Below are 20,685 nucleotides of genomic sequence, written 5' to 3'. Positions count from 1 at the left end.
TGAGTGTTAACATTTATAGATTAACTCTATTGTAACTGGGAAAACCCCCTTATGACTACCTGACATTGATATGTCGAGGTAGAAAATCACTTTTCCCCTCTTTATTGGACAAAATGCATGAGTGTTACTGAACAAGTTGCCGAACAACGTAAACAATTAGAACAAGCCGTCGCCCACGCATTGGAATTCGCCAAAAGCCGTTGTGATGGCGCTGAAGTTGCAGTCAATAAAAGCACCGGCATTAGCGTGAGCACGCGCCAAGGTGATGTGGAGAATGTGGAATTTAACAGTGATGGGGCGCTCGGGATCACGGTTTACCATAAACAGCGCAAAGGCAGTGCATCTTCAACAGATTTAAGCGACGAAGCCATTGAGCGTACAGTTCAAGCCGCGATTGATATTGCGTCTTATACTTCTGAAGACCCGTGTGCAGGCCCTGCTGACAAATCATTACTGGCATTTGATGCGCCGGATTTAAACCTATTCCAAGCTACAGAGCTTTCCCCTGAGGAAGCCATCAAGCTGGCATCAATTGCGGAAATGACCGCATTAAATGCAGATTCACGTATTGTGAATACGGAAGGCGGTAGCTTCAATGGACACTATGGTATCCGTGTCTTTGGTAACTCTCTAGGTCTATTAAAGAGCTACAGTTCTAGCCGTTATTCGATGTCGAGCTGCGTTATCGCTGAGCAAAATGGCGAAATGGAGCGCGATTATGCGTATACCATCGCACGCAGCATGCAGGCATTAAAATCCCCTGAGTGGGTAGGGCAAGAGTGTGCTCGTCGTACATTATCGCGTTTATCACCACGTAAATTACCGACTATGAAAGCACCTGTAATTTTTGCCTCAGAAGTGGCGACGGGGTTATTTGGTCATTTAGTCGGTGCTATCAGTGGCAGCAGCATTTATCGTAAATCATCATTCTTAATGGATAGCCTTGGCAAACAAATTTTACCAAGCTGGTTAACTATTAATGAGCAGCCACATTTAATGGGCGGCTTAGCCTCATCCCCATTTGACAGTGAAGGTGTGCGTACTACTGAGCGCAATATTGTGGAAAATGGCGTTCTGCAAACTTGGCTGATGACCAGTTATTCTGCGCGTAAGCTGGGTCTGCAAAGCACAGGTCATGCGGGTGGAATTCATAACTGGCGCATTGAAGGACAAGGCTTATCTTTTGATGCTTTGTTAAAGCAAATGGGAACAGGCTTAGTGGTCACTGAGCTGATGGGACAGGGTGTGAGTGGAATTACGGGGGATTATTCCCGCGGTGCATCCGGTTTTTGGGTAGAAAATGGCGAAATTCAGTATCCGGTGAGCGAGATTACCATTGCGGGTAATTTGAAGGATATGTGGATGAATATGGTGACTATCGCCGATGACATCGAAACGCGCAGTAATATTCAGTGCGGTTCTGTGTTGATCCCTGAAATGAGTATTGCAGGGCAGTAAGTTCTAGTTGAACAATAAGCGCTAAATAGCAAAAAGGCACTCAATGAGTGCCTGAATACCGCCTGAAGACTAACGACAGTTTCTTGATGGAAACTTTTTTCGGCTAGTCTTCTTTCTCTTGTAGATCATCGCAACTAGCGATGGAACTCGCCAGCCGCTTCAGGTTGATAAACAATCTCTAACACACGAACACGGGTTTCTACGCCATTTGGTAGTGCCCAGCTAATTTCGTCGTTAACATGTAAACCTAATAACGCTGCACCGATTGGCGCCATCACGGACAGTTGTTCTGCACTATCTTTGAGAGAGGCAGGATAAACCAGTGTGCGTGTGCGCTCTTCGTTACTGATTAAATCTAAGAAACGAACAGTGCTGTTCATTGTAACCACATCCGCAGGGATCTCTTGTGGAGAGACGATATCTGCGCGATCTAATTCGTCGTTTAGTGCTTCAGCAACAGGCGTACCCGCATAAGCGGCTTGCTCCATCAGGGCATCTAAGCGTTCTGCATCTAAATCATTGATAATAATTGTTGGCTTTGTCATACCACACTCCAATAGGGACGTACAAAGCAAACACCCCCCACCCAGAAGGCAGGGGGTGTTTGCTAGAAAATAGATTATGTAAAATATTAGGCGCTATAGGCGTTAAAGGGAAGAGATCGGGATCACGAACTCGGTGCCTATGCGTGTAAAACCATGTATATCGCTCTGTTCGCTAAGATGTAATGACGCAATGAGTTGGGCTACTCTTCGTCAAATCCACTTTCAAACAGTTTAATGATTGCGGATAACGCCAAATCTTCATCGGGTCCGCTAACCTCGATATCAATTTTACTGCCTTGTTCCGAGTCTAACATCAACATCGCAATAACGCTATCCGCCTCGGCCTCAATTTGACTGTCATTTTTTAAAATGACTCTAGAGTTAAATTGTTTAACTAAATCATAGAGAAGCATTGCTGGTCTGGCATGCATACCAAGACGGTTTTTCAGCGTAATCGTTGCTTTGACGGTCATTGCTTGCGTTTTTCCAACGTTCTGTGGCGTGACTGGACGTTTTTCCCTCGGGAACGGAAATAATCAGCCAGCTGTTCTGCCACGTACACCGAACGGTGTTTTCCTCCCGTACAGCCGATGGCGACGGTGAGGTAGCTGCGGTTATTGGTTTCTAACATCGGCAACCATAACTCTAAGTAACTACGAGTCTGGTAAATAAAGTTATGAACTTCTGTGTGTCTGTCCAAGAAGGCCGCAACGGGACGATCTAAACCGGTCATTGGACGCAGTTTTGGATCCCAGTGTGGGTTTGGTAAAAAGCGCACGTCGAAAACGTAGTCAGCATCAATGGGAATACCGTGTTTGAAACCGAAGGACTCAAACACCATGGTCAGCTCACGCTCGCGTTTGCCCATTAAGCGGGTTCTGAGCATTTCCGCTAATTCGTGCACTGACATTTCTGAGGTATCAATGACCAAGTCAGCGCGGGAGCGTAGCGGTTCTAATAGCTCGTTTTCTTCGTCGATGGCACTTTCTAAGGATAAATTTTTACTTGAAAGTGGGTGTAATCGACGAGTATCACTGTAACGACGAATTAATGTGTTGCGATCTGCATCCAGAAATAGCAGTTGTGGCGAGAAGGTTGATGGCAGTTTATCAATCGCTTCTTCAAACACTTCTGGATTGTCGGGCATATTACGCACGTCAATGCTCACGGCCGCAGAAATATTGCGATCGGCAAGTGAATTAGCCAATTCCGGCAGTAAGACTACCGGCAGGTTATCCACACAATAGAAACCCATATCTTCCAGCGCGCGTAGGGCAACGGATTTTCCCGAACCGGAACGGCCGCTGACAATCATCAGCACCATGAGCTAACTCCCTTCTGTCTCTTAAGGATTTATATCTTAATGATCGATTTCTCACTGATCACACATTTCTAATTGATCAAACACGTCTGACTATTTTGCATTTTGCGGTGTTTTACGATGCCGAATGAAAGAAATCATAACAATATCATTAGGCTGGCATCAACACATATCAGTTATTACTTACTCAATGATGATCTGGTATAACTCTTCGTCACTTTGCGCACTACGCAGACGCTTACAGAACGCTTTATCCGCTAATTTTTTAGCGATAAGAGACAACGTATGTAAGTGAGTTTTACATTGATCCGATGGAACAAGTAATGCAAAAAGCAGATCAACAGGTTGGTTATCAATCGCATCAAACGCAATGGGCTCTTCTAAATGCAAAAATACGCCAGCGGCGCGTGCACTTTCGCCTTCATTGAGTTTGCCATGAGGGATTGCAATTCCACCACCAATACCCGTGGTGCCAACTTTTTCTCTGGTTAGTAACGCTTCAAATACCGTATTTTCCGGCAATCCCAACTCGGCGGCCGCTAACTCACTAATAATTTCTAATGCTCTCTTCTTACTGGTGCAAACTAAATTATTACGTGTGCAACTGGCGGATAAAACATCGCTTAATTGGATTTCTATATCACTATTCATTTTATTATTCACTTAGGACTACAAAACCAGATGATGTATGCCACCATCTGGTTCAGAACATTAATCAGTCAACGACTGGCTAAATGTATTAGTGTTGTCTCAGTTTTTCTTTATGTTTGGTTAATTGGCGTGACAGCTTATCAAGGAGTAAATCAAGTGCCGCGTACATATCGTCGTCTTCCGCTGATGCGTGAATTTCTGCGCCGTTGAGTTGCAGGGTGGCTTCAGCAATTTGCTGAACTTTTTCCACTTTCAGAACAACTTGGATACTGTTAATACGATCAAACAATTGCTCTAATTTCTTGAGTTTTTTCTCAACCGTTTCGCGCAATGCCGGTGTAACTTCAATATTGTGTCCAGTAATCTGAAATTCCATACAATCTTCCTTATATTATTGGGTTAAACCAACTGTTTACGTTGATTTGATGGCGGAATAGATAATGACTCACGATACTTAGCAACAGTTCGACGAGCAACTTGTATACCTTGCTCTGCCAGCATACTCGTCAATTTACTGTCACTCAATGGTTTTGCTGGGTTTTCCGCAGCAACCAGCTTCTTCACCAGCGCACGAATCGCAGTGGAGGAGGCTTCTCCTCCGGTGTCCGTGCTGACGTGACTGGAGAAAAAATACTTCAACTCAAAAATGCCTCGTGGACTATGCAGAAATTTTTGAGTTGTCACACGGGAGATAGTCGATTCATGCATGTCCACCTGATAGGCAATGTCTGCCAAAATCATTGGTTTCATATACTCTTCGCCTAACTCAAAAAATTCTTGTTGTTGCTCAACAATACAGGTCGCCACTTTAAGTAATGTTTCATGGCGGCTCTCTAAGCTTTTAATCAGCCATTTCGCATCCTGCAAGTGACTGCGAATATATTGCGTGTCACTTTCGCTGGCTGAATCATTTGCCATTGAAGCATAATGATTATTGATGCTTAACTTAGGGATGCTATCTGTATTTAACTCAACTTGCCAGTGCCCACCGACTTTTTTCACCAGCACATCGGGAATAACATATTCCGATTCACCCGTATTGATTGACTGCCCTGGCTTGGGATTCAGCGTAAGGATCAGGTCAATTGCTGTTTTCAGCGCATCTTCTTTTAAGCGGGTCAGTTTGCTCAGTTGCCGAAAATCACGATTTGCCAGTAAATCAATATGATTGCTAATAATCAGTCTAGCTTCTTGCAGACCAATTGTCTCTTTTGGGTATAAAGAGAGCTGGATCAACAAACACTCTTTGAGATCCTGAGCTGCCACGCCTAATGGGTCAAAATGCTGGATACGTTTTAAAACGGCAACGACTTCTTCTAAGGTGATATCGGGGTCATCAATCCCTTCGTGGATCTCACTGATTGAGCTTGTTAGATAGCCTGAATCATCAATTGAATCGATAATCGAAGTCGCAATCGCGCGATCGGTATCGGTAAACGGGGTGAGATCCGCTTGCCAGATTAGATAATCTTGCAGTGTTTGGGTAGTTTCCCCTTGGTAAACAGGAAGTTCATCGAAGCTGTAGTCGTTGCTAGTGCCCGACGGGGTACCTGCTGTATAGATTTCATCCCAATCAGCATCTAGTGGAAGCTCATCGGGCATATCCGCGTTTTCAAGGGCATCTTTGGTATCGATTTCGCTGCTGTCAGTGTCGTTGCCTAGGTTATCTAAGTTCTCTTGCTCAGAGGATGACTCTTCTTGTTCAAGCAGAGGGTTGGTTTCAAGTGCGAGTTGAATTTCTTGTTGAAGCTCAAGTGTGGATAACTGCAACAGGCGGATGGCCTGTTGCAATTGAGGTGTCATTGCAAGTTGTTGACTGATTCTGAGCTGCAAACTTTGCTTCATGAATGTGCTTTATTCTCCATTACCACTTACACAACCAATGTCATGACAACCAACAAGGCAATACTACAAACGACAGTCTACAAACTACAGTCTACAAACTACAGTCTAAAGCCTTCACCCAAATAAACACGTTTCACTTGCTCGTTTTCAAGGATCATCTCTGGTGAGCCGTGAGCAATCAAGTGCCCTTGGCTGACAATGTAAGCACGCTCGCAAACATCGAGAGTTTCGCGGACGTTATGGTCGGTGATTAACACGCCAAGCCCATAGTCACGCAAGTGTTGGATGATTTTTTTGATATCCAAAACGGAAATCGGGTCAACCCCTGCAAACGGCTCATCTAACAGGATAAATTTTGGATTAGCAGCGAGGGCGCGTGCAATTTCTACTCGACGACGCTCACCACCGGACAGTGACTGACCTACGCTATCACGCAGGTGAGTAATACTGAACTCCTCCATCAGCTCTTCAGCGCGCTCTTTGCGCTGTTCTGAGGTTAAGTCAGGGCGAATTTCTAACACGGCCATCAGGTTATCATACACACTGAGGCGGCGGAAAATAGATGCTTCTTGAGGAAGATAGCCAATGCCACGACGAGCGCGCTCATGCAGAGGAAGTAAGCTAATATCCTCACCATCAATTAAAATTTTACCAGCATCCCGCTGAACAATGCCGACTACCATATAAAAAGTGGTCGTTTTACCCGCACCGTTAGGGCCTAAGAGACCGACGATTTCCCCTGATTTCACTTCCAGGCTGACGTCAGTGACTACGCTGCGTTTTTTATAGGATTTCGCCAGATTCTCTGCGGTTAGTGTTGCCATAACAATTATTTACTCTTACTTGTTGATGAACCCTGCGCTGCTGGGCCTTTCTCTTGTAACTGGGCTGGTAATAAGACAGTTGTTACGCGCTTGCCTTTATCGCTGAACGCTTCCATTTTTTGCGTTGGAACGACGTAAGTGATCTTATCGCCTTTGATATTACTATCGAGCTGCTCAAGGTAGGCATCACCCGTTAATGTCACCAGCTGCTGATCAACTTCATAACGTGCTTTGGATGCGTGACCTTTAATTGGTTTGCCATCGTCTTGTAACTGGAAGAAAGTCACTGGCGTACCAAATGCTTCAATGACGATTTTATCGGAATCGCTGCTTGGGCGAGTCACAACAACTTTGTTGGCACGAATATCAATGGAACCTTGCTTGATAACAACGTCATCAGTAAATGTGGTGATATTTTTTTCTAAATCAAGAGATTGCTTAACCGAATTAATGGTCATCGGTTGTTGGGTATCTGTTTTCAGTGCCATTGCCGGTAGGCTAAGAGCCAAAATTGCACTTGCAATAGCCCCTTGAATAAAACTTTTCTTAGTTACTTGATTCATTGTGTTGCTCTTTTGGTTGTAACTCATAGTGAGTTTTAACATCTTCAATTAATTCAGCGGTTCTTGTACGAAGGTTCCCCTTCATTTTTAAGCCCGTTGAATTTAGCCCGTGTCCGATAATGGTAACTTTATCGTCAGATGAAACATCTTGTGTGACTAGATTGACCACCGCATTATCTGTGGTAATGCGCTGGATTTGAGGCTCAGGAGTCAAACTGTCAACTTGAACATCGCTATACAGGTAGAGCACACGCTCTTTGGTTAATCTTGCCTTAATGGATTTCACCGTCCAAGTCGGCGTACCCGCATCGTTATAAGTGGTTAATACCGGATTGGTAAACCACGTGATTTTCCCATCGGTATAATTATCAACTTTGCTCGCGGCGAGTTTATAGGCTAAATCGCCCGCAGGATTATAGACGAAAGTTACCGAATCATCAGTTTGATAATTAGGTTTCCCGTCATTGATTTCGGTTGTTAATGGTTTGGAGTCATCGTAAACCGAAAAGTTCCAACCAATTAGCCCCAGTACAATGAGGGATAAAACAATGATTAACCACTTTTTTGCGTTGCTCATGAATGATATCTGTTCTTTAAATCGACAAGCCTTTAGCTTCTTCCAGTTTATTTTGGGATAACAGAATCAGGTCGCAGAGTTCACGTACTGCCCCTTTTCCGCCACCAATATGTGTTACATAGTCTGCTTTAGGTAATAACAAAGGGTGTGCATCAGCAACCGCAACGGATAACCCAACTTTTGCCATCACGGGCCAGTCAATGAGGTCATCACCAATGTAAGCTGTTTGCTCTTCTGTTAGTTGTAGTTTATCTAACAGTTCGCGATACGCCAAAAGCTTATCGCTTTGTCCTTGGTAAAGATATGTAATACCTAACGTTTGGGCTCTGTCTTCCAGCAATTTAGCTTTGCGTCCGGTGATAATAGCGACTTCGATACCTGAGGTTAATAGGCAGCGAATGCCATACCCATCGCGGACATTAAAGGCTTTTAATTCTTCGCCATTATTCCCCATATAAATTAAACCGTCGGACATCACGCCATCGACATCACAGATAAGCAGTTTAATTTTGGTCGCTTTTTCTATCACAGAATTTGCTACAGACCCATAGCAAGTATTCTGATAATTAGGGTTCATTCTATTTCCTTTATGTATACTTTCGACTTATACCACACCCGCTTGCAGTAGGTCGTGCATATGGAGAACACCCACTAATTGGTCGCCATCTGCCACTAATAACGACGTGACATGGCGAGATTGCATCAGGTTCAGCGCTTCAACAGCTAGCATACCTGGCGCGACTCGAATACCGCCCGGCGTCATTAAATCGGCAATTTTGGCATTATTAAGGTCGATGCCCATATCAAAAATACGGCGCAAATCCCCATCCGTGAATATCCCTTGAATATTCATATCGTCATCACAAATGACGGTCATACCCAGCTTTTTACGGGTAATTTCCACAAGGGCTTCGCGTAATGTGGCACTTTTCGGAATATGAGGGACATCGTCACCGGTACTCATTAAATCACGAACTAAGAGTAAAAGTTTGCGCCCAAGTGCGCCCCCTGGATGAGATAGCGCAAAATCGTCTGCGGTGAAGCCGCGGGCGGTTAATAATGCAATGGCTAACGCATCGCCCATCACTAATGTTGCCGTGGTACTTGTTGTTGGTGCCAAACCTAGTGGGCAGGCTTCTTGCGGCACTTTTATGCATAAATGGATATCTGCATATTTGCCCATGTTACTGTCTGGGTTATTGGTCATGCAGATCAGTGGGACTTTGATACGCTTTAACACTGGCAGAAGGGCTAAGATCTCTCCTGATTCACCAGAGTTCGAAATCGCTAATACAACGTCTTTATTGGAGATCATCCCTAAATCGCCATGGCTAGCTTCTCCAGGGTGCACGAAAAATGAAGGCGTTCCTGTGCTGGCAAGCGTCGCCGCAATTTTCCGTCCAATATGCCCTGATTTCCCCATCCCCATAACGACCACTTTTCCCTGACAAGCAAAAATTTGCTGGCAAGCAAGGTCAAAGTCATGATTAATATATTGTTCTAGGTTTTTCAGACCTTCGCGTTCGATATGGAGAACTTCTTTACCTACTTTCTGAAAATCGATATTTGACATGTCTAATTCCATGTGTGTTTTCGGGTGAATCAAAAGTGTCGGTTGGATCCAAAGTTTCGGTTAGATCAAAAAAGAGAAATCGGATTGTATAACGAATACTTAGTATCAGTAAGTATTTTGTCTCTAAGCTTTTATGAATGTCATGGTTATGAGTCTTTATTAGCGATTTGAGCTCAAAAGAGCCTTTTAGGGATTAACCGCACCGATGCCCAAAAAAAATTTTTTTAATTCTCTTACCCTTATGGTTGGATATATAAATTTCTAAGAGCTATCTTCTATTAATTAGGTAAAATATTAGTTAATACTATTTGGTTTATGTTTCTGTAAAACCCTGAATTTATTTAGGCAGAATCATAGTTTGACCTATAACGAGCTATTAAACGATGCAAGCACAGACAGAGAACTTAATCGAAGTCAAAAACATGTCATTTACGCGGGGCAATAGGAAAATATTCGAAAATATTAACCTAACTGTGCCTCGTGGTAAAATTACTGCGATTATGGGGCCTTCAGGGATTGGTAAAACCACATTGCTCAGACTGATTGGCGGACAACTGCGCCCAGAGGAAGGTGAAATCTGGTTTGATGGCGATAATATTCCTGCGCTGTCTCGTTCTAAGTTATACCAATCGCGTAAAAAAATGAGCATGTTATTCCAATCCGGTGCCTTGTTTACCGATATGGACGTTTTCAATAACGTGGCTTTCCCTTTGCGTGAGCACACTAATTTACCGGAATCATTGATTCATACGACGGTGATGATGAAATTAGAGGCGGTGGGGTTACGCGGAGCCGCTAAATTAATGCCATCAGAACTTTCAGGGGGAATGGCACGCCGTGCGGCGCTGGCAAGAGCTATCGCTCTGGATCCTGACCTGATTATGTTTGATGAGCCGTTTGTAGGGCAAGACCCAATTACGATGGGGGTTTTGGTCAAACTGATTGATGAACTCAACCAAGCGTTAGGCGTTACTTGCGTGGTGGTTTCCCATGATGTTCCTGAAGTGCTAAGTATTGCCGATAAAGCGTATATTGTGGCGCAGCAGCATGTTATTGCGAAAGGAACTGGGGAAGAATTACGTGAAAACCAAGATCCGCGCGTCAGACAGTTTATGGACGGTATCGCTGATGGCCCTGTGCCATTCCGCTTTCCTGCCAATGACTATTCGGCTGATTTATTAGGGTAAATGAACATGATAATTAAGGCGATTGCTGCCTTCGGACGTCGATGGATTGAAACATTTGCGGCTTTTGGTCGAGCAGGCTATTTATTATTTGGTGCACTATTTGGCAAACCTGAGTTTGGCAAGCAGTGGCCGCTGTTAGTTAAACAGCTTTATTCGGTAGGGGTTCAGTCTCTACTCATTGTGGCGGTGTCCGGTCTGTTTATCGGGATGGTGCTCGGCTTACAAGGTTATTTGGTACTGACGACGTTCAGTGCAGAAGCGAGCCTTGGCATGATGGTTGCGCTCTCACTATTGCGCGAACTGGGGCCTGTGGTCACTGCGCTGTTGTTTGCGGGACGAGCTGGTTCGGCATTAACCGCAGAAATTGGTTTGATGAAAGCCACTGAGCAGATTTCAAGTTTAGAAATGATGGCGGTGGATCCTCTGCGCCGTGTTGTTGCCCCAAGATTTTGGGCTGGATTCATTAGCATGCCGCTGTTATCGCTGATCTTTGTTGCCGTCGGTATTATCGGTGGTGCCATTGTTGGTGTGGATTGGAAAGGGATTGACCCGGGCTTCTTCTGGTCATCCATGCAATCTTCCGTCGAGTGGCGATTGGATTTAGTGAACTGTTTTATCAAGAGTTTAGTCTTTGCAATCACGGTAACGTGGATTGCACTATTTAATGGTTATGATGCGATTCCAACCTCGGAAGGAATTAGCCGTGCAACGACGAAAACTGTTGTGCATGCATCATTATCGGTTCTAGGGTTAGATTTCGTACTGACAGCACTGATGTTTGGGAACTAAGTCATGCAAAGTAAAAAAAGTGAAATATGGGTGGGTTGTTTTATGTTGCTGGCGATCGCCGCAATTGTGTTCCTCTGCTTAAAAGTGGCGGATTTACAATCGATTGGTAGTCAGTCAACTTACCGAGTTTCCGCCTCTTTTGAAAACGTGGGTGGCTTAAAAGTCGGCTCTCCAATCAAAGTCGGTGGCGTTGTCGTGGGACGGGTTGCGAATATTTCTTTAGATAAAAAGAACTATATTCCCGACGTTCAAATCGATTTACTCAGCGAATATGACAATATTCCTGATTCCAGCTCGCTATCAATTCGTACTTCAGGCCTGCTTGGTGAACAGTATATCGCCATGAATATCGGTCCTTATGATGAAGATATGGGGATTGCGATGTTAAAAGATGGCAGTCGTTTAGAAGACACCAAACCGGCAATGGTACTGGAAGATTTAATTGGTCAATTCTTGTATAAGAGTGGTGATAGCCAAGGTTCTGCAGCTGCGCCAGCATCTGCGCCAGAGGCTCATGTTGCGGCACCGTCAGAGCCTGTTGCTCACTAAGTTGTAATTCCCTGTGAACTTAAAAGGAATGAATTATGTTTAAACGTTTAATAATGATAGCTATGTTAGTGGTTGCGCCATTTGCGATGGCGATTGACCAAACTAATCCTTATAAGCTTATGGAAGAAGCCGCAGCGAAAACTTTCGATCGCTTAAAAGCACAGCAGCCTCAAATCAAACAAAACCCAGATTACTTACGTACCATCGTGCGTGAAGAGTTACTGCCATATGTGCAAATTAAATATGCGGGCGCGTTGGTATTAGGGACTTATTATAAAGATGCTACCCCAGCGCAGCGCGATGCGTATTTTAAAGCATTTGAGTCTTATCTTGAGCAAGTTTACGGTCAAGCACTGGCAATGTATCACGGTCAGACGTACACCATCGCTCCTGAGCAGCCGATTGGCGACAAAAATATTGTCGCTATCCGTGTGACCATCAATGATACTAATGGTCGCCCTCCAGTACGTTTGGATTTCCAATGGCGTAAAAACAGTAAAACAGGTTACTGGCAGGCGTATGACATGATTGCAGAAGGCGTGAGTATGATTACCACCAAGCAAAATGAGTGGGGTGATATTCTGCGTAAGCAAGGTATTGATGGATTGACTGCTCAATTACAACGTAGTGCTCAGGTGCCGATTACGTTAGAAGAGAACAATTAAGATGAGTAGTCTGTTATCTTGGACGAAAAATAACAAAACATTGGCTTTTTCCGGTATTTTAAATCGCGATTCTCTGGTTGAATTTTGGGACAAGCGCCAAACACTATTGACCCAAGTTGAGCAAGTTGATGTTTCTGCTTTAACTCATGTGGATTCTACCGGACTGGCAATGCTAGTACGCTTAAAAGGTGAGTATCAGTCCCAACAAAGCCATTTAGGTATTGTTGGTGTGAGTGATAATTTGAATACCTTGATGGAATTGTACGGGGTAAAATCCCTGCTGATGGATTAAGTCAAGTTATGTAAAAAATAGCGCTTCTGAGTGTTTTTATACACCAGAAGCGTTTTCTTTAGTTTAAGTGTTAAGCTGAATCCTTTAGGATAGATGGCTATATTTATTATCATAATTAATTACAAAATTGAGTCATTATGGATACCAACGAAATTAAACAAGTCTTAATGGAAAAGCTGTCACTGGATGAAGTGATAGTGAATGGCGATGGCAGTCATTTTCAAGTTATCGCTGTTGGCAGCCTTTTTGACGGCATGAGCCGTGTTAAACAGCAGCAAGCAGTCTATGCGCCGTTAATGGAATATATTGCGGACAATCGAATTCATGCGCTTTCAATCAAAGCTTATACCCCAGCGCAGTGGGAGCGTGATCGTAAGCTGAGCGGCCTATAAGTTTGAAAATGTAAGCGAACAGTTTGTAAAAATCTGACACACGAGAATACCAGAATGGATAAATTTTTAGTTAAAGGACCAACCCGCTTAGAAGGGGAAGTCTCTATTTCAGGCGCTAAAAACGCCGCACTGCCAATCCTGTTCGCTGCTTTACTGGCTGAAGAGCCAGTTGAATTACAGAATGTCCCTAAGCTGAAAGACATCGACACCACAATTAAGTTACTGAGCCAACTTGGCGTCAAAATCGAGCGTAATGGTTCGATTTTTGTTGATGCTAGCAATGTGACTGAATATTGTGCGCCGTATGATCTAGTAAAAACCATGCGTGCCTCTATTTGGGCATTAGCGCCGCTGGTTGCACGCTTTGGCCATGGTGAAGTTTCTCTACCGGGTGGTTGTGCCATTGGCGCTCGTCCAGTGGATTTACATATTAGCGGGTTAGAGAAGTTAGGTGCCAATATTGTCCTTGAAGATGGTTATGTTAAGGCAACGGTGAATGGTCGCCTGAAAGGCGCTGACATCGTGATGGACAAAGTGAGCGTGGGTGCCACTATCAGCATCATGACAGCTGCTGCGCTTGCTGAAGGAACCACTTCCATCGAGAACGCCGCTCGTGAGCCTGAAATTGAAGATACTGCTAATTTCTTAAATGCATTAGGTGCGAAAATCACTGGTGCAGGAACTGACCGTATTGTCATTGAAGGTGTGGCTCGTTTAGGTGGTGGTGTGTATCGCGTTCTGCCAGATCGTATTGAAACAGGTACATTCTTAATTGCTGCAGCGGTTTCTCGCGGTAAAGTAGTTTGCCGTAATGCACGTCCAGACACTCTGGATGCGGTGCTGGCGAAATTACGTGAAGCTGGGGCTGATGTTCAAACGGGTGAAGATTGGATTAGCCTAGACATGCATGGTAAACGTCCAAAAGCGGTTACATTGCGTACAGCTCCACATCCTGGTTTCCCTACTGATATGCAAGCGCAATTTAGCCTATTAAACTTGGTGGCTGAAGGTACCGGTGTTATCACCGAAACCATTTTCGAAAACCGTTTTATGCATATTCCTGAGTTAATTCGTATGGGTGCACACGCGGATATCGAAAGTAATACCGTTGTGTGTCATGGCGTTGAAAAGCTCACGGGGGCGCAAGTGATGGCAACAGATTTACGTGCGTCAGCAAGTTTAGTGATTGCAGGTTGTATCGCGGGTGGAACAACGACAGTTGACCGTATCTATCATATCGATCGTGGATATGAAAATATTGAAGCGAAATTAAATGCGTTAGGCGCTAATATTCAACGCGTTAAATCTGAAGACTAATCCCAGATTGCGTTGATATCATTGCAAAAACAAGATTGCAGAAACAAAAAAGGTTGTTCTTTATCGGAACAACCTTTTTTTTGGGCTTATTTTGGGTGAAAGATTTGACTGGGCAGAATTGAGGGGTTAGTTTGCTTGCCCTTCAGGAAGTTCTTCAATCACGATATCGATGTTTTGCACATTACCATCACGTAAAATCTGAACGGGAATTTTTGTTCCGGGGCGAATTTCGGCGACATAATCCATGGTTTCTGCGGCAGAAACGGCAGGTTTTCCATCTAAGGATAAAATAACATCCCCTTGCTCAATGCCTGATTTTGCAGCAGGTCCATTGGCTGAAACTTGGAAAACCCTTAACCCTTGAATTTGGTTGATATTATTTGTATTTGTGCGAATTTGCGGTAATTCACGAGCCGTAATGCCGATGTAGCCTCGCACGACACGACCATCACGGATCAGTTTTTCCATGATTTTGGTTGCTAGGGCGGTTGGAATAGCAAAACTCAATCCTTCGGAACTGACTCCTTGCCCTGCGCTGAATGAAAGGGTATTTATGCCAACCAATTCCCCTTCCGTGTTGATAAGGGCGCCACCGGAGTTACCCGAGTTAATCGAGGCATCGGTTTGCAGGAAATTTTGGCGGCGGGTGGAGCTTAAACCGACTCGTCCTGTCGCGCTTATGATCCCTTGGGTGACTGTTTGCCCGAGGTTATAAGGGTTTCCAATCGCCAGAACCACATCCCCAACATGGGTGATGCGCTTGGTATTAATGGGGATAACTGGGAGATTTTCAGCGTCTATCTTTAAGACTGCGAGGTCGGTGAGGGGGTCTGAGCCGACTAAGAACGCATCGAAAATGGCACCGTCTTGTAGAGCGACAAGGATTTGGTCAGGGTTATCTACCACATGTTTGTTGGTCACTATGTAACCATTAGCACTTAATATCACCCCTGATCCAAGAGATTGTAATTCCCGGCCAGATTGGGAAAAACTCCCCTTAGAACTGCTATAGACATACACCACCGCAGGCGCGGCACGGCGTACGGCTTTGTTATAGCTTACAGGCTCGCTATTGGTTTTCCCATACAGTAAATCAGCCAGTCCCTGTGGGCGTAATGAGGGGACAGCCACAATAATGATTGAGGCAGTGACCAATCCAAGCAGGACAGACACAAGCAGCTTTTTGACCATGTTAAAGGTTACCAAGTTCGCTATGGTGGAAATGACAGACAGAGAAATGCTTTGAGCATAACATAAAAAAACGGGTACAGCAGAGTGATACTGTACCCGTTTTATTGATTTATGTGCGGTAACTTAATGAATTAGTTTTTCATTAATAAGTAGAGCGTTTCACCACCACGCAGCACTTTCATCGCTAATACTGGCGGTTTGCTATCGATGATTTTGCGGAATTGGTCGATACTTTCTACGCGAGTGTCATTCACGCCAAAGATAAGGTCGCCTTTCGCTAAACCAACTGCTGCGGCCGGAGACTTAGGTGCTACGCTGTCAACTTGTACCCCTTTGGTATTGCTGACAACCGCATTGGAAATGGTGGCGCCTAATAAGGATTCACTCAGTTTTTCCGCGTTGGTCGCTGAACCTTCATCGCTTTCTAGTACCACTTTCACTTCCATTGGTTTGCCTGAACGGATCAGACCAAGGGTGATTTCTTTGCCTAACTGGCTGGTACCAATTTTTGCTCTTAATTCAGCGAAGCTATTGATACGTTTACCATCAACGGAGACTAAAACGTCACCCGATTTAATGCCTGCTTTTGCCGCTGATGATTTTGGAATCACTTCACTGACGAAAGCGCCACGCTGAGCATCGATATTGAAGGCTTTAGCGATATCAGAGTTCATCTCTGTACCTTTAATACCTAAAATTCCGCGTTTAACTTCACCGTGTTTAATCAGCTGCTCACTCAGGCTTTTCGCCATGTTGCTCGGGATAGCAAAGCCGATGCCAATATTTCCGCCACCCGGTGCTAAAATTGCAGTGTTAATCCCAATCAGCTCACCGTTTAAGTTAACCAGTGCACCACCAGAGTTACCACGGTTGATTGAGGCATCGGTCTGGATAAAGTTTTCTAAGCCTTCCAGATTTAATCCACTACGACCTAACGCAGAGATAATCCCGGATGTGGCAGTTTGTCCTAAACCGAATGGGTTACCAACAGCGACGGCAAAATCACCAACACGCAGTTTATCGGAGTCCGCAATAGAAACCGCGGTGAGGTTTTTGATATCTTTTGCATTGCTGATTTTTAACAGTGCAATGTCAGTTTGTGGATCTTTACCAATCAGTTTAACGTCAATTTCACGACCGTCATTGAGCTGAATTTGGATTTTGTCGGCACCATCAATAACGTGATTATTGGTTAAAACATAACCTTGTGTCGCATCGATGATGACACCAGAACCTAAACCTTCAAATGGGCGCACGCTTTGTTGTTGTGAAGGTGCATTTGGACCAAAGAAGAATTTCAGTTCTTCAGGAATCTGTTGATTTTGTACACGGGTGCCTGAAACATGGATATTCACGACGGCAGGCAGCACTTTTTCCAGCATAGGCGCTAAACTCGGCATGTTTTGGCTTTGTGCGGTTGCCGGTAATGTGGCCGGTAAAGCGGCGCTGCTGATTGCTGGGATCGTGGACAGGGTTAAACCTAAACTCATTGCGACTGCTGTCAGAAAGAAATTTTTTCTTTTCATCATTCCGTAGATTCTCTCAATAGAAAATATCAGCTCATATGAATGGTACCTATAAACGGTACACTAAGGTCATATGGGCGGAGGTATTTTGGGGTCTCAAATAATATTTTACTGATGACTATGACCACGGATTATGCGGAAAAGTTCCCTATGCGGATAGTACTTATCCACAATTTTACATCCATTTACATGATGTTTAGGTGAAACGCTAACTTCTATACAGTAGCTAAACTAACTATAAGATTTTATTCGGAATTGGAATGATACAGTGAGGGAAATAACACCACCAGTAACGGGCGCTACTGGTGGCATAATCAAAAATTACTTCTCTTTTTCATCGAGAGGGCGGAACAGCCCTGAAGCACCTTCAGAGTAATCTCTCGGTGGCATTTTAACCGGTGCTTGGTCATTATCGGCTTCAGATTCAGTTAAACGATAATGGAATGGGTTATCTTGCATATCCGGCATTAACTCGGAAGAGCTTTGCGCCATATGTTGATACAGTTGGCGATAGTCGCGTGCCATTTTATCCAATAACTCTGCGCTGCGAGCAAAATGGCTAACGAGTTCTTTACGATACTCTTCCAACTCAGTGCTTTTTTTGTCTAATTCAGCTTGTGCTGTTTTTTGTTGACGAAGTTTTGGATTGCCATAACGCACAACCAATGCGCCGATGATAAAGCCAACAACTAATCCTATTAGTGCATACTCCCAAGTCATGCTAACTCCTTCGTTTACTTCAATCAAAATTCACAGAAAATGGTCGCCAAAATTTAGCTCGATTACCCTAACTATACCTGCTAATAGCAAATCTGTTAATGCTAAAGAGTGGAATAATAAAGCGAAATTCCTTACTCTATGCCGAATAGTTAATCGAAAGTTAAATGCTAACAGAATCTGGTTATAATAAAGGCAGTGTATATCATATAACGGTAAAAAAAACCGAAAATTTTAAGGATCACTGAGTTGATGTCACCGATGACCCCTACCATGCGTTACCAACAAGCTCTTGAGCAAGGCAATTACCAGCCGGATGACGTACAAAAACAAGCCGTAGAGCGATTAGACAAGATTTATCAGCAACTTTGCAGCGCTACGCCTTGCTTCCCAAATGAAAAACCAAACGGTCTAAAACAGCGCTTTGGGCGCTTGTTAGGGAAATCATCCACAAAAACCTGTGAGCCAGTTCAGGGGTTATATATGTGGGGGGGCGTAGGTCGCGGTAAAACATGGTTGATGGACATGTTCTACGACAGTTTACCGGGAGAACGCAAATTGCGTTTACACTTTCATCGCTTTATGAAGAAAGTGCAGGAAGACTTAATGGCGCTACAAGGACAGGAAAATCCGCTCGACATTATTGCTGATGAATTTAAAAAACAGACGGATGTTTTGTGTTTCGATGAGTTTTTTGTCTCGGACATTACCGATGCGATGATTTTAGGAACCTTATTAGAAGGGCTCTTTGCGCGAGGCATCACGTTAGTCGCGACATCCAATATCATCCCTGACAACCTTTATCGCAACGGTTTGCAACGCGCTCGCTTTTTGCCAGCCATCGAACAGATAAAAAAATATTGTGACGTAATGAATGTGGATGCGGGGATTGACTATCGCTTGCGTACGCTGACTCAAGCGCATCTATTTTTATCGCCAATAAACGAACAAAATCGCCATCATTTAGATGAGGTGTTTGTAAAACTGGCAGGTAAAGAAGGCCAGCAAAATCCGGTATTAGAAGTTAATCATAGGAAAATGCAGGCAATTCGCTCCGCGGAAGGAGTATTGGCAATCAGCTTTAAGGTTTTATGTGAAGAGCCTCGCAGCCAAAACGACTATATCTACCTCTCAAATTGTTATCATACGGTATTGCTTTATGACGTTCCCGTGATGGGGATGAAAGATGAAAATCCTGCCAGACGTTTTCTCGCGCTTATTGATGAATTCTATGAACGTAAGGTAAAATTGATGATCAATGCACAGGTGCCGATGGATTCACTTTATCAAGGGCAACTTTTGGCGTTTGAATATCAGCGCTGCCTTTCTCGCTTGCAAGAAATGCAAAGTGAAGAATATTTGAAAATCCCGCATTTATCATAGAAGCCAAAGAGGAAATGGGTCTCAAGGACGCCATTTTCTCTCGGGATTTATGCGTGCTTTTTGAATAGGTGGCACTAATTATTTATTTGAACGTAAAAAAAATGCATTTGGGGTCGATTTTTGTTGCTGACTTCTCTATAATCTTGCGACCCCACGTTACGGCGTTGTTTTTTATTTCCCAAAAAATAACGCATTAATGCCAGCTAGGCTGCTCGAAGGGGTGGGTTTGCTGGACAATGAGTCGCGTGAACCTCGCTATATTTTACGAACATGAGTGTTCACACAACGTGTAACTTCAATATTGGGTAAGTTTTAATGAAAACTTTTACAGCTAAACCAGAGACCGTAAAACGCGACTGGTATGTTGTTGATGCAGATGGCAAAACTTTAGGCCGTCTTGCAACTGAAATTGCTAGCCGTCTGCGCGGTAAGCATAAAGCGGAATATACTCCGCACGTGGATACTGGTGATTACATCATCGTTCTGAATGCAGAAAAAATTGCTGTTACCGGCAAAAAACGCGAAGACAAAATCTACTATCGCCACACTGGCCATATTGGTGGAATCAAGCAAGCAACTTTCGAAGAGATGATTGCTCGTAGTCCTGAGCGTGTGCTTGAAATCGCGGTTAAAGGCATGTTGCCAAAAGGACCTCTGGGTCGTGCAATGTACCGTAAACTGAAAGTTTACGCAGGTAATGAGCACAACCACGCGGCACAACAACCGCAAGTTCTTGACATTTAATCGGGATTATAGCAATGGCTGAAAATCAATACTACGGCACTGGTCGCCGCAAAAGCTCATCTGCTCGTGTCTTTATTAAGCCGGGTAGCGGTAACATCACAATCAATCAACGTACACTGGAACAATACTTTGGTCGCGAAACTGCGCGCATGGTAGTTCGTCAGCCGTTAGAACTGGTTGAAATGTTAGAAAAACTGGACCTGTACATCACTGTTAAAGGTGGTGGTATCTCTGGTCAGGCAGGCGCAATCCGTCACGGTATTACACGTGCACTGATGGCTTATGACGAGACTCTTCGTTCTGATCTGCGTAAAGCTGGTTTCGTTACCCGTGATGCGCGTTCTGTTGAACGTAAGAAAGTGGGTCTGCGTAAAGCACGTCGTCGTCCACAGTTCTCCAAACGTTAATTTATTGCCTTCTGGGCATAAAATTGATGAAAAAGCCCGTCTTTATGGCGGGTTTTTTATTGCCTAAAATAAATCAAATATTGAGCCAGTCTTATTTAATTAAAATAAAGACAGACAGAAGACATTATTTTATTATTCCACTCTATTTTTGTGTCATATTTCAAATGCA

25 protein-coding genes are annotated in these 20,685 nt (G+C 44.0%); 11 read left to right on the top strand and 14 right to left on the bottom strand.

Going from position 1 to position 20,685, the window contains the following annotated elements; all coding sequences use genetic code 11:
- The first annotated feature begins 117 nt into the window (after window positions 1-117).
- Window positions 118-1,458, top strand: coding sequence for a metalloprotease PmbA (gene pmbA / locus JK188_RS01180; RefSeq protein WP_036956103.1), 1,341 nt, complete (start codon window positions 118-120; stop codon window positions 1,456-1,458).
- 134 nt (window positions 1,459-1,592) lie between these two features.
- On the opposite strand, the gene rnk is transcribed toward pmbA, so the two are convergent.
- The 11 genes from rnk to kdsD form a co-directional block, all read right to left on the bottom strand.
- Window positions 1,593-2,003: a nucleoside diphosphate kinase regulator gene (rnk, locus tag JK188_RS01175; RefSeq protein WP_006659086.1), complete on the bottom strand. Its 411-nt coding sequence runs from the start codon at window positions 2,001-2,003 to the stop codon at window positions 1,593-1,595.
- Between the two features lie 200 nt (window positions 2,004-2,203).
- Window positions 2,204-2,476, bottom strand: a complete 273-nt coding sequence (gene npr, locus JK188_RS01170) for a PTS phosphocarrier protein NPr (protein WP_036956105.1) — start codon at window positions 2,474-2,476, stop codon at window positions 2,204-2,206.
- Window positions 2,473-3,327, bottom strand: coding sequence for an RNase adapter RapZ (gene rapZ / locus JK188_RS01165; protein WP_036956106.1), 855 nt, complete (start codon window positions 3,325-3,327; stop codon window positions 2,473-2,475). The genes npr and rapZ overlap by 4 nt, the downstream gene beginning before the upstream one ends.
- A 180-nt stretch (window positions 3,328-3,507) precedes the next feature.
- Entirely contained in the window at window positions 3,508-3,975 is a 468-nt protein-coding gene (ptsN, locus tag JK188_RS01160; protein WP_132496594.1) for a PTS IIA-like nitrogen regulatory protein PtsN, read from the bottom strand.
- A gap of 88 nt (window positions 3,976-4,063) precedes the next feature.
- Window positions 4,064-4,351, bottom strand: a complete 288-nt coding sequence (gene hpf, locus JK188_RS01155) for a ribosome hibernation promoting factor (protein ID WP_036956108.1) — start codon at window positions 4,349-4,351, stop codon at window positions 4,064-4,066.
- 23 nt (window positions 4,352-4,374) lie between these two features.
- Window positions 4,375-5,820, bottom strand: a complete 1,446-nt coding sequence (gene rpoN, locus JK188_RS01150; RefSeq protein WP_036956109.1) for an RNA polymerase factor sigma-54 — start codon at window positions 5,818-5,820, stop codon at window positions 4,375-4,377.
- A gap of 98 nt (window positions 5,821-5,918) precedes the next feature.
- A complete protein-coding gene (lptB, locus tag JK188_RS01145) occupies window positions 5,919-6,644 on the bottom strand; it encodes an LPS export ABC transporter ATP-binding protein (protein WP_036956110.1) in 726 nt (241 codons plus the stop codon).
- A 5-nt stretch (window positions 6,645-6,649) separates the two neighbouring features.
- Entirely contained in the window at window positions 6,650-7,207 is a 558-nt protein-coding gene (gene lptA, locus JK188_RS01140; protein ID WP_036956111.1) for a lipopolysaccharide ABC transporter substrate-binding protein LptA, read from the bottom strand.
- Complete coding sequence (gene lptC, locus JK188_RS01135; protein ID WP_154603452.1) at window positions 7,191-7,784, bottom strand: LPS export ABC transporter periplasmic protein LptC; 594 nt, start codon at window positions 7,782-7,784, stop codon at window positions 7,191-7,193. Before lptC ends, lptA begins: the two co-directional genes overlap by 17 nt.
- A gap of 16 nt (window positions 7,785-7,800) precedes the next feature.
- Window positions 7,801-8,361, bottom strand: coding sequence for a 3-deoxy-manno-octulosonate-8-phosphatase KdsC (gene kdsC, locus JK188_RS01130; RefSeq protein ID WP_036956113.1), 561 nt, complete (start codon window positions 8,359-8,361; stop codon window positions 7,801-7,803).
- Window positions 8,362-8,388: 27 nt separating this feature from the next.
- Window positions 8,389-9,357 carry an arabinose-5-phosphate isomerase KdsD gene (gene kdsD / locus JK188_RS01125; protein WP_036956114.1) on the bottom strand — a complete coding sequence of 323 codons (969 nt, stop codon included), beginning with the start codon at window positions 9,355-9,357 and terminating at the stop codon, window positions 8,389-8,391.
- 383 nt (window positions 9,358-9,740) lie between these two features.
- Here kdsD and mlaF point away from each other — a divergent pair, with 383 nt between their 5' ends.
- The 7 genes from mlaF (at window position 9,741) to murA (ending at window position 14,548) form a co-directional block, all read left to right on the top strand.
- The gene (gene mlaF / locus JK188_RS01120; RefSeq protein WP_006659099.1) at window positions 9,741-10,544 is read left to right on the top strand and encodes a phospholipid ABC transporter ATP-binding protein MlaF; all 804 of its coding nucleotides are present in this window, start codon (window positions 9,741-9,743) and stop codon (window positions 10,542-10,544) included.
- A 6-nt stretch (window positions 10,545-10,550) separates the two neighbouring features.
- Window positions 10,551-11,333: a lipid asymmetry maintenance ABC transporter permease subunit MlaE gene (gene mlaE, locus JK188_RS01115; protein WP_036956115.1), complete on the top strand. Its 783-nt coding sequence runs from the start codon at window positions 10,551-10,553 to the stop codon at window positions 11,331-11,333.
- Window positions 11,334-11,336: 3 nt separating this feature from the next.
- Window positions 11,337-11,882: an outer membrane lipid asymmetry maintenance protein MlaD gene (gene mlaD / locus JK188_RS01110; RefSeq protein WP_154609981.1), complete on the top strand. Its 546-nt coding sequence runs from the start codon at window positions 11,337-11,339 to the stop codon at window positions 11,880-11,882.
- A gap of 35 nt (window positions 11,883-11,917) precedes the next feature.
- Window positions 11,918-12,547, top strand: coding sequence for a phospholipid-binding protein MlaC (gene mlaC, locus JK188_RS01105; RefSeq protein ID WP_036956117.1), 630 nt, complete (start codon window positions 11,918-11,920; stop codon window positions 12,545-12,547).
- Window position 12,548: 1 nt separating this feature from the next.
- Window positions 12,549-12,839 (top strand): lipid asymmetry maintenance protein MlaB, encoded by a 291-nt coding sequence (gene mlaB, locus JK188_RS01100; RefSeq protein ID WP_036956118.1) that lies wholly within the window; start codon window positions 12,549-12,551, stop codon window positions 12,837-12,839.
- 137 nt (window positions 12,840-12,976) lie between these two features.
- On the top strand, window positions 12,977-13,231 hold the full coding sequence (gene ibaG / locus JK188_RS01095) for a BolA family iron metabolism protein IbaG (RefSeq protein ID WP_036956119.1): 255 nt from the start codon (window positions 12,977-12,979) through the stop codon (window positions 13,229-13,231).
- Between the two features lie 54 nt (window positions 13,232-13,285).
- Window positions 13,286-14,548 (top strand): UDP-N-acetylglucosamine 1-carboxyvinyltransferase, encoded by a 1,263-nt coding sequence (murA, locus tag JK188_RS01090; RefSeq protein ID WP_036956120.1) that lies wholly within the window; start codon window positions 13,286-13,288, stop codon window positions 14,546-14,548.
- 126 nt (window positions 14,549-14,674) lie between these two features.
- Here the strand turns inward: murA and degS are convergent, their stop codons facing one another.
- The 3 genes from degS to zapG all read right to left on the bottom strand — a co-directional run bounded on the left by degS (window position 14,675) and on the right by zapG (window position 17,985).
- Window positions 14,675-15,739 carry an outer membrane-stress sensor serine endopeptidase DegS gene (degS, locus tag JK188_RS01085; RefSeq protein WP_211887362.1) on the bottom strand — a complete coding sequence of 355 codons (1,065 nt, stop codon included), beginning with the start codon at window positions 15,737-15,739 and terminating at the stop codon, window positions 14,675-14,677.
- 131 nt (window positions 15,740-15,870) lie between these two features.
- On the bottom strand, window positions 15,871-17,265 hold the full coding sequence (locus JK188_RS01080; RefSeq protein ID WP_036956406.1) for a Do family serine endopeptidase: 1,395 nt from the start codon (window positions 17,263-17,265) through the stop codon (window positions 15,871-15,873).
- Window positions 17,266-17,586: 321 nt separating this feature from the next.
- Window positions 17,587-17,985, bottom strand: coding sequence for a Z-ring associated protein ZapG (zapG, locus tag JK188_RS01075; RefSeq protein ID WP_036956122.1), 399 nt, complete (start codon window positions 17,983-17,985; stop codon window positions 17,587-17,589).
- 249 nt (window positions 17,986-18,234) lie between these two features.
- Between zapG and zapE the strand changes: the two genes are divergently transcribed.
- The 3 genes from zapE to rpsI all read left to right on the top strand — a co-directional run bounded on the left by zapE (window position 18,235) and on the right by rpsI (window position 20,516).
- Window positions 18,235-19,365, top strand: a complete 1,131-nt coding sequence (gene zapE / locus JK188_RS01070; RefSeq protein WP_211887363.1) for a cell division protein ZapE — start codon at window positions 18,235-18,237, stop codon at window positions 19,363-19,365.
- 315 nt (window positions 19,366-19,680) lie between these two features.
- Window positions 19,681-20,109 carry a 50S ribosomal protein L13 gene (gene rplM, locus JK188_RS01065; RefSeq protein ID WP_006659112.1) on the top strand — a complete coding sequence of 143 codons (429 nt, stop codon included), beginning with the start codon at window positions 19,681-19,683 and terminating at the stop codon, window positions 20,107-20,109.
- 14 nt (window positions 20,110-20,123) lie between these two features.
- Entirely contained in the window at window positions 20,124-20,516 is a 393-nt protein-coding gene (rpsI, locus tag JK188_RS01060; protein ID WP_004258235.1) for a 30S ribosomal protein S9, read from the top strand.
- The last annotated feature ends 169 nt before the right edge of the window (window positions 20,517-20,685 follow it).

Source organism: Providencia sp. JGM181 (assembly GCF_018257375.1).
In the GTDB taxonomy this organism is placed as follows: Bacteria; Pseudomonadota; Gammaproteobacteria; order Enterobacterales; family Enterobacteriaceae; genus Providencia; species Providencia lanzhouensis.
This window is presented reverse-complemented; position numbering and strand designations above follow the sequence as displayed.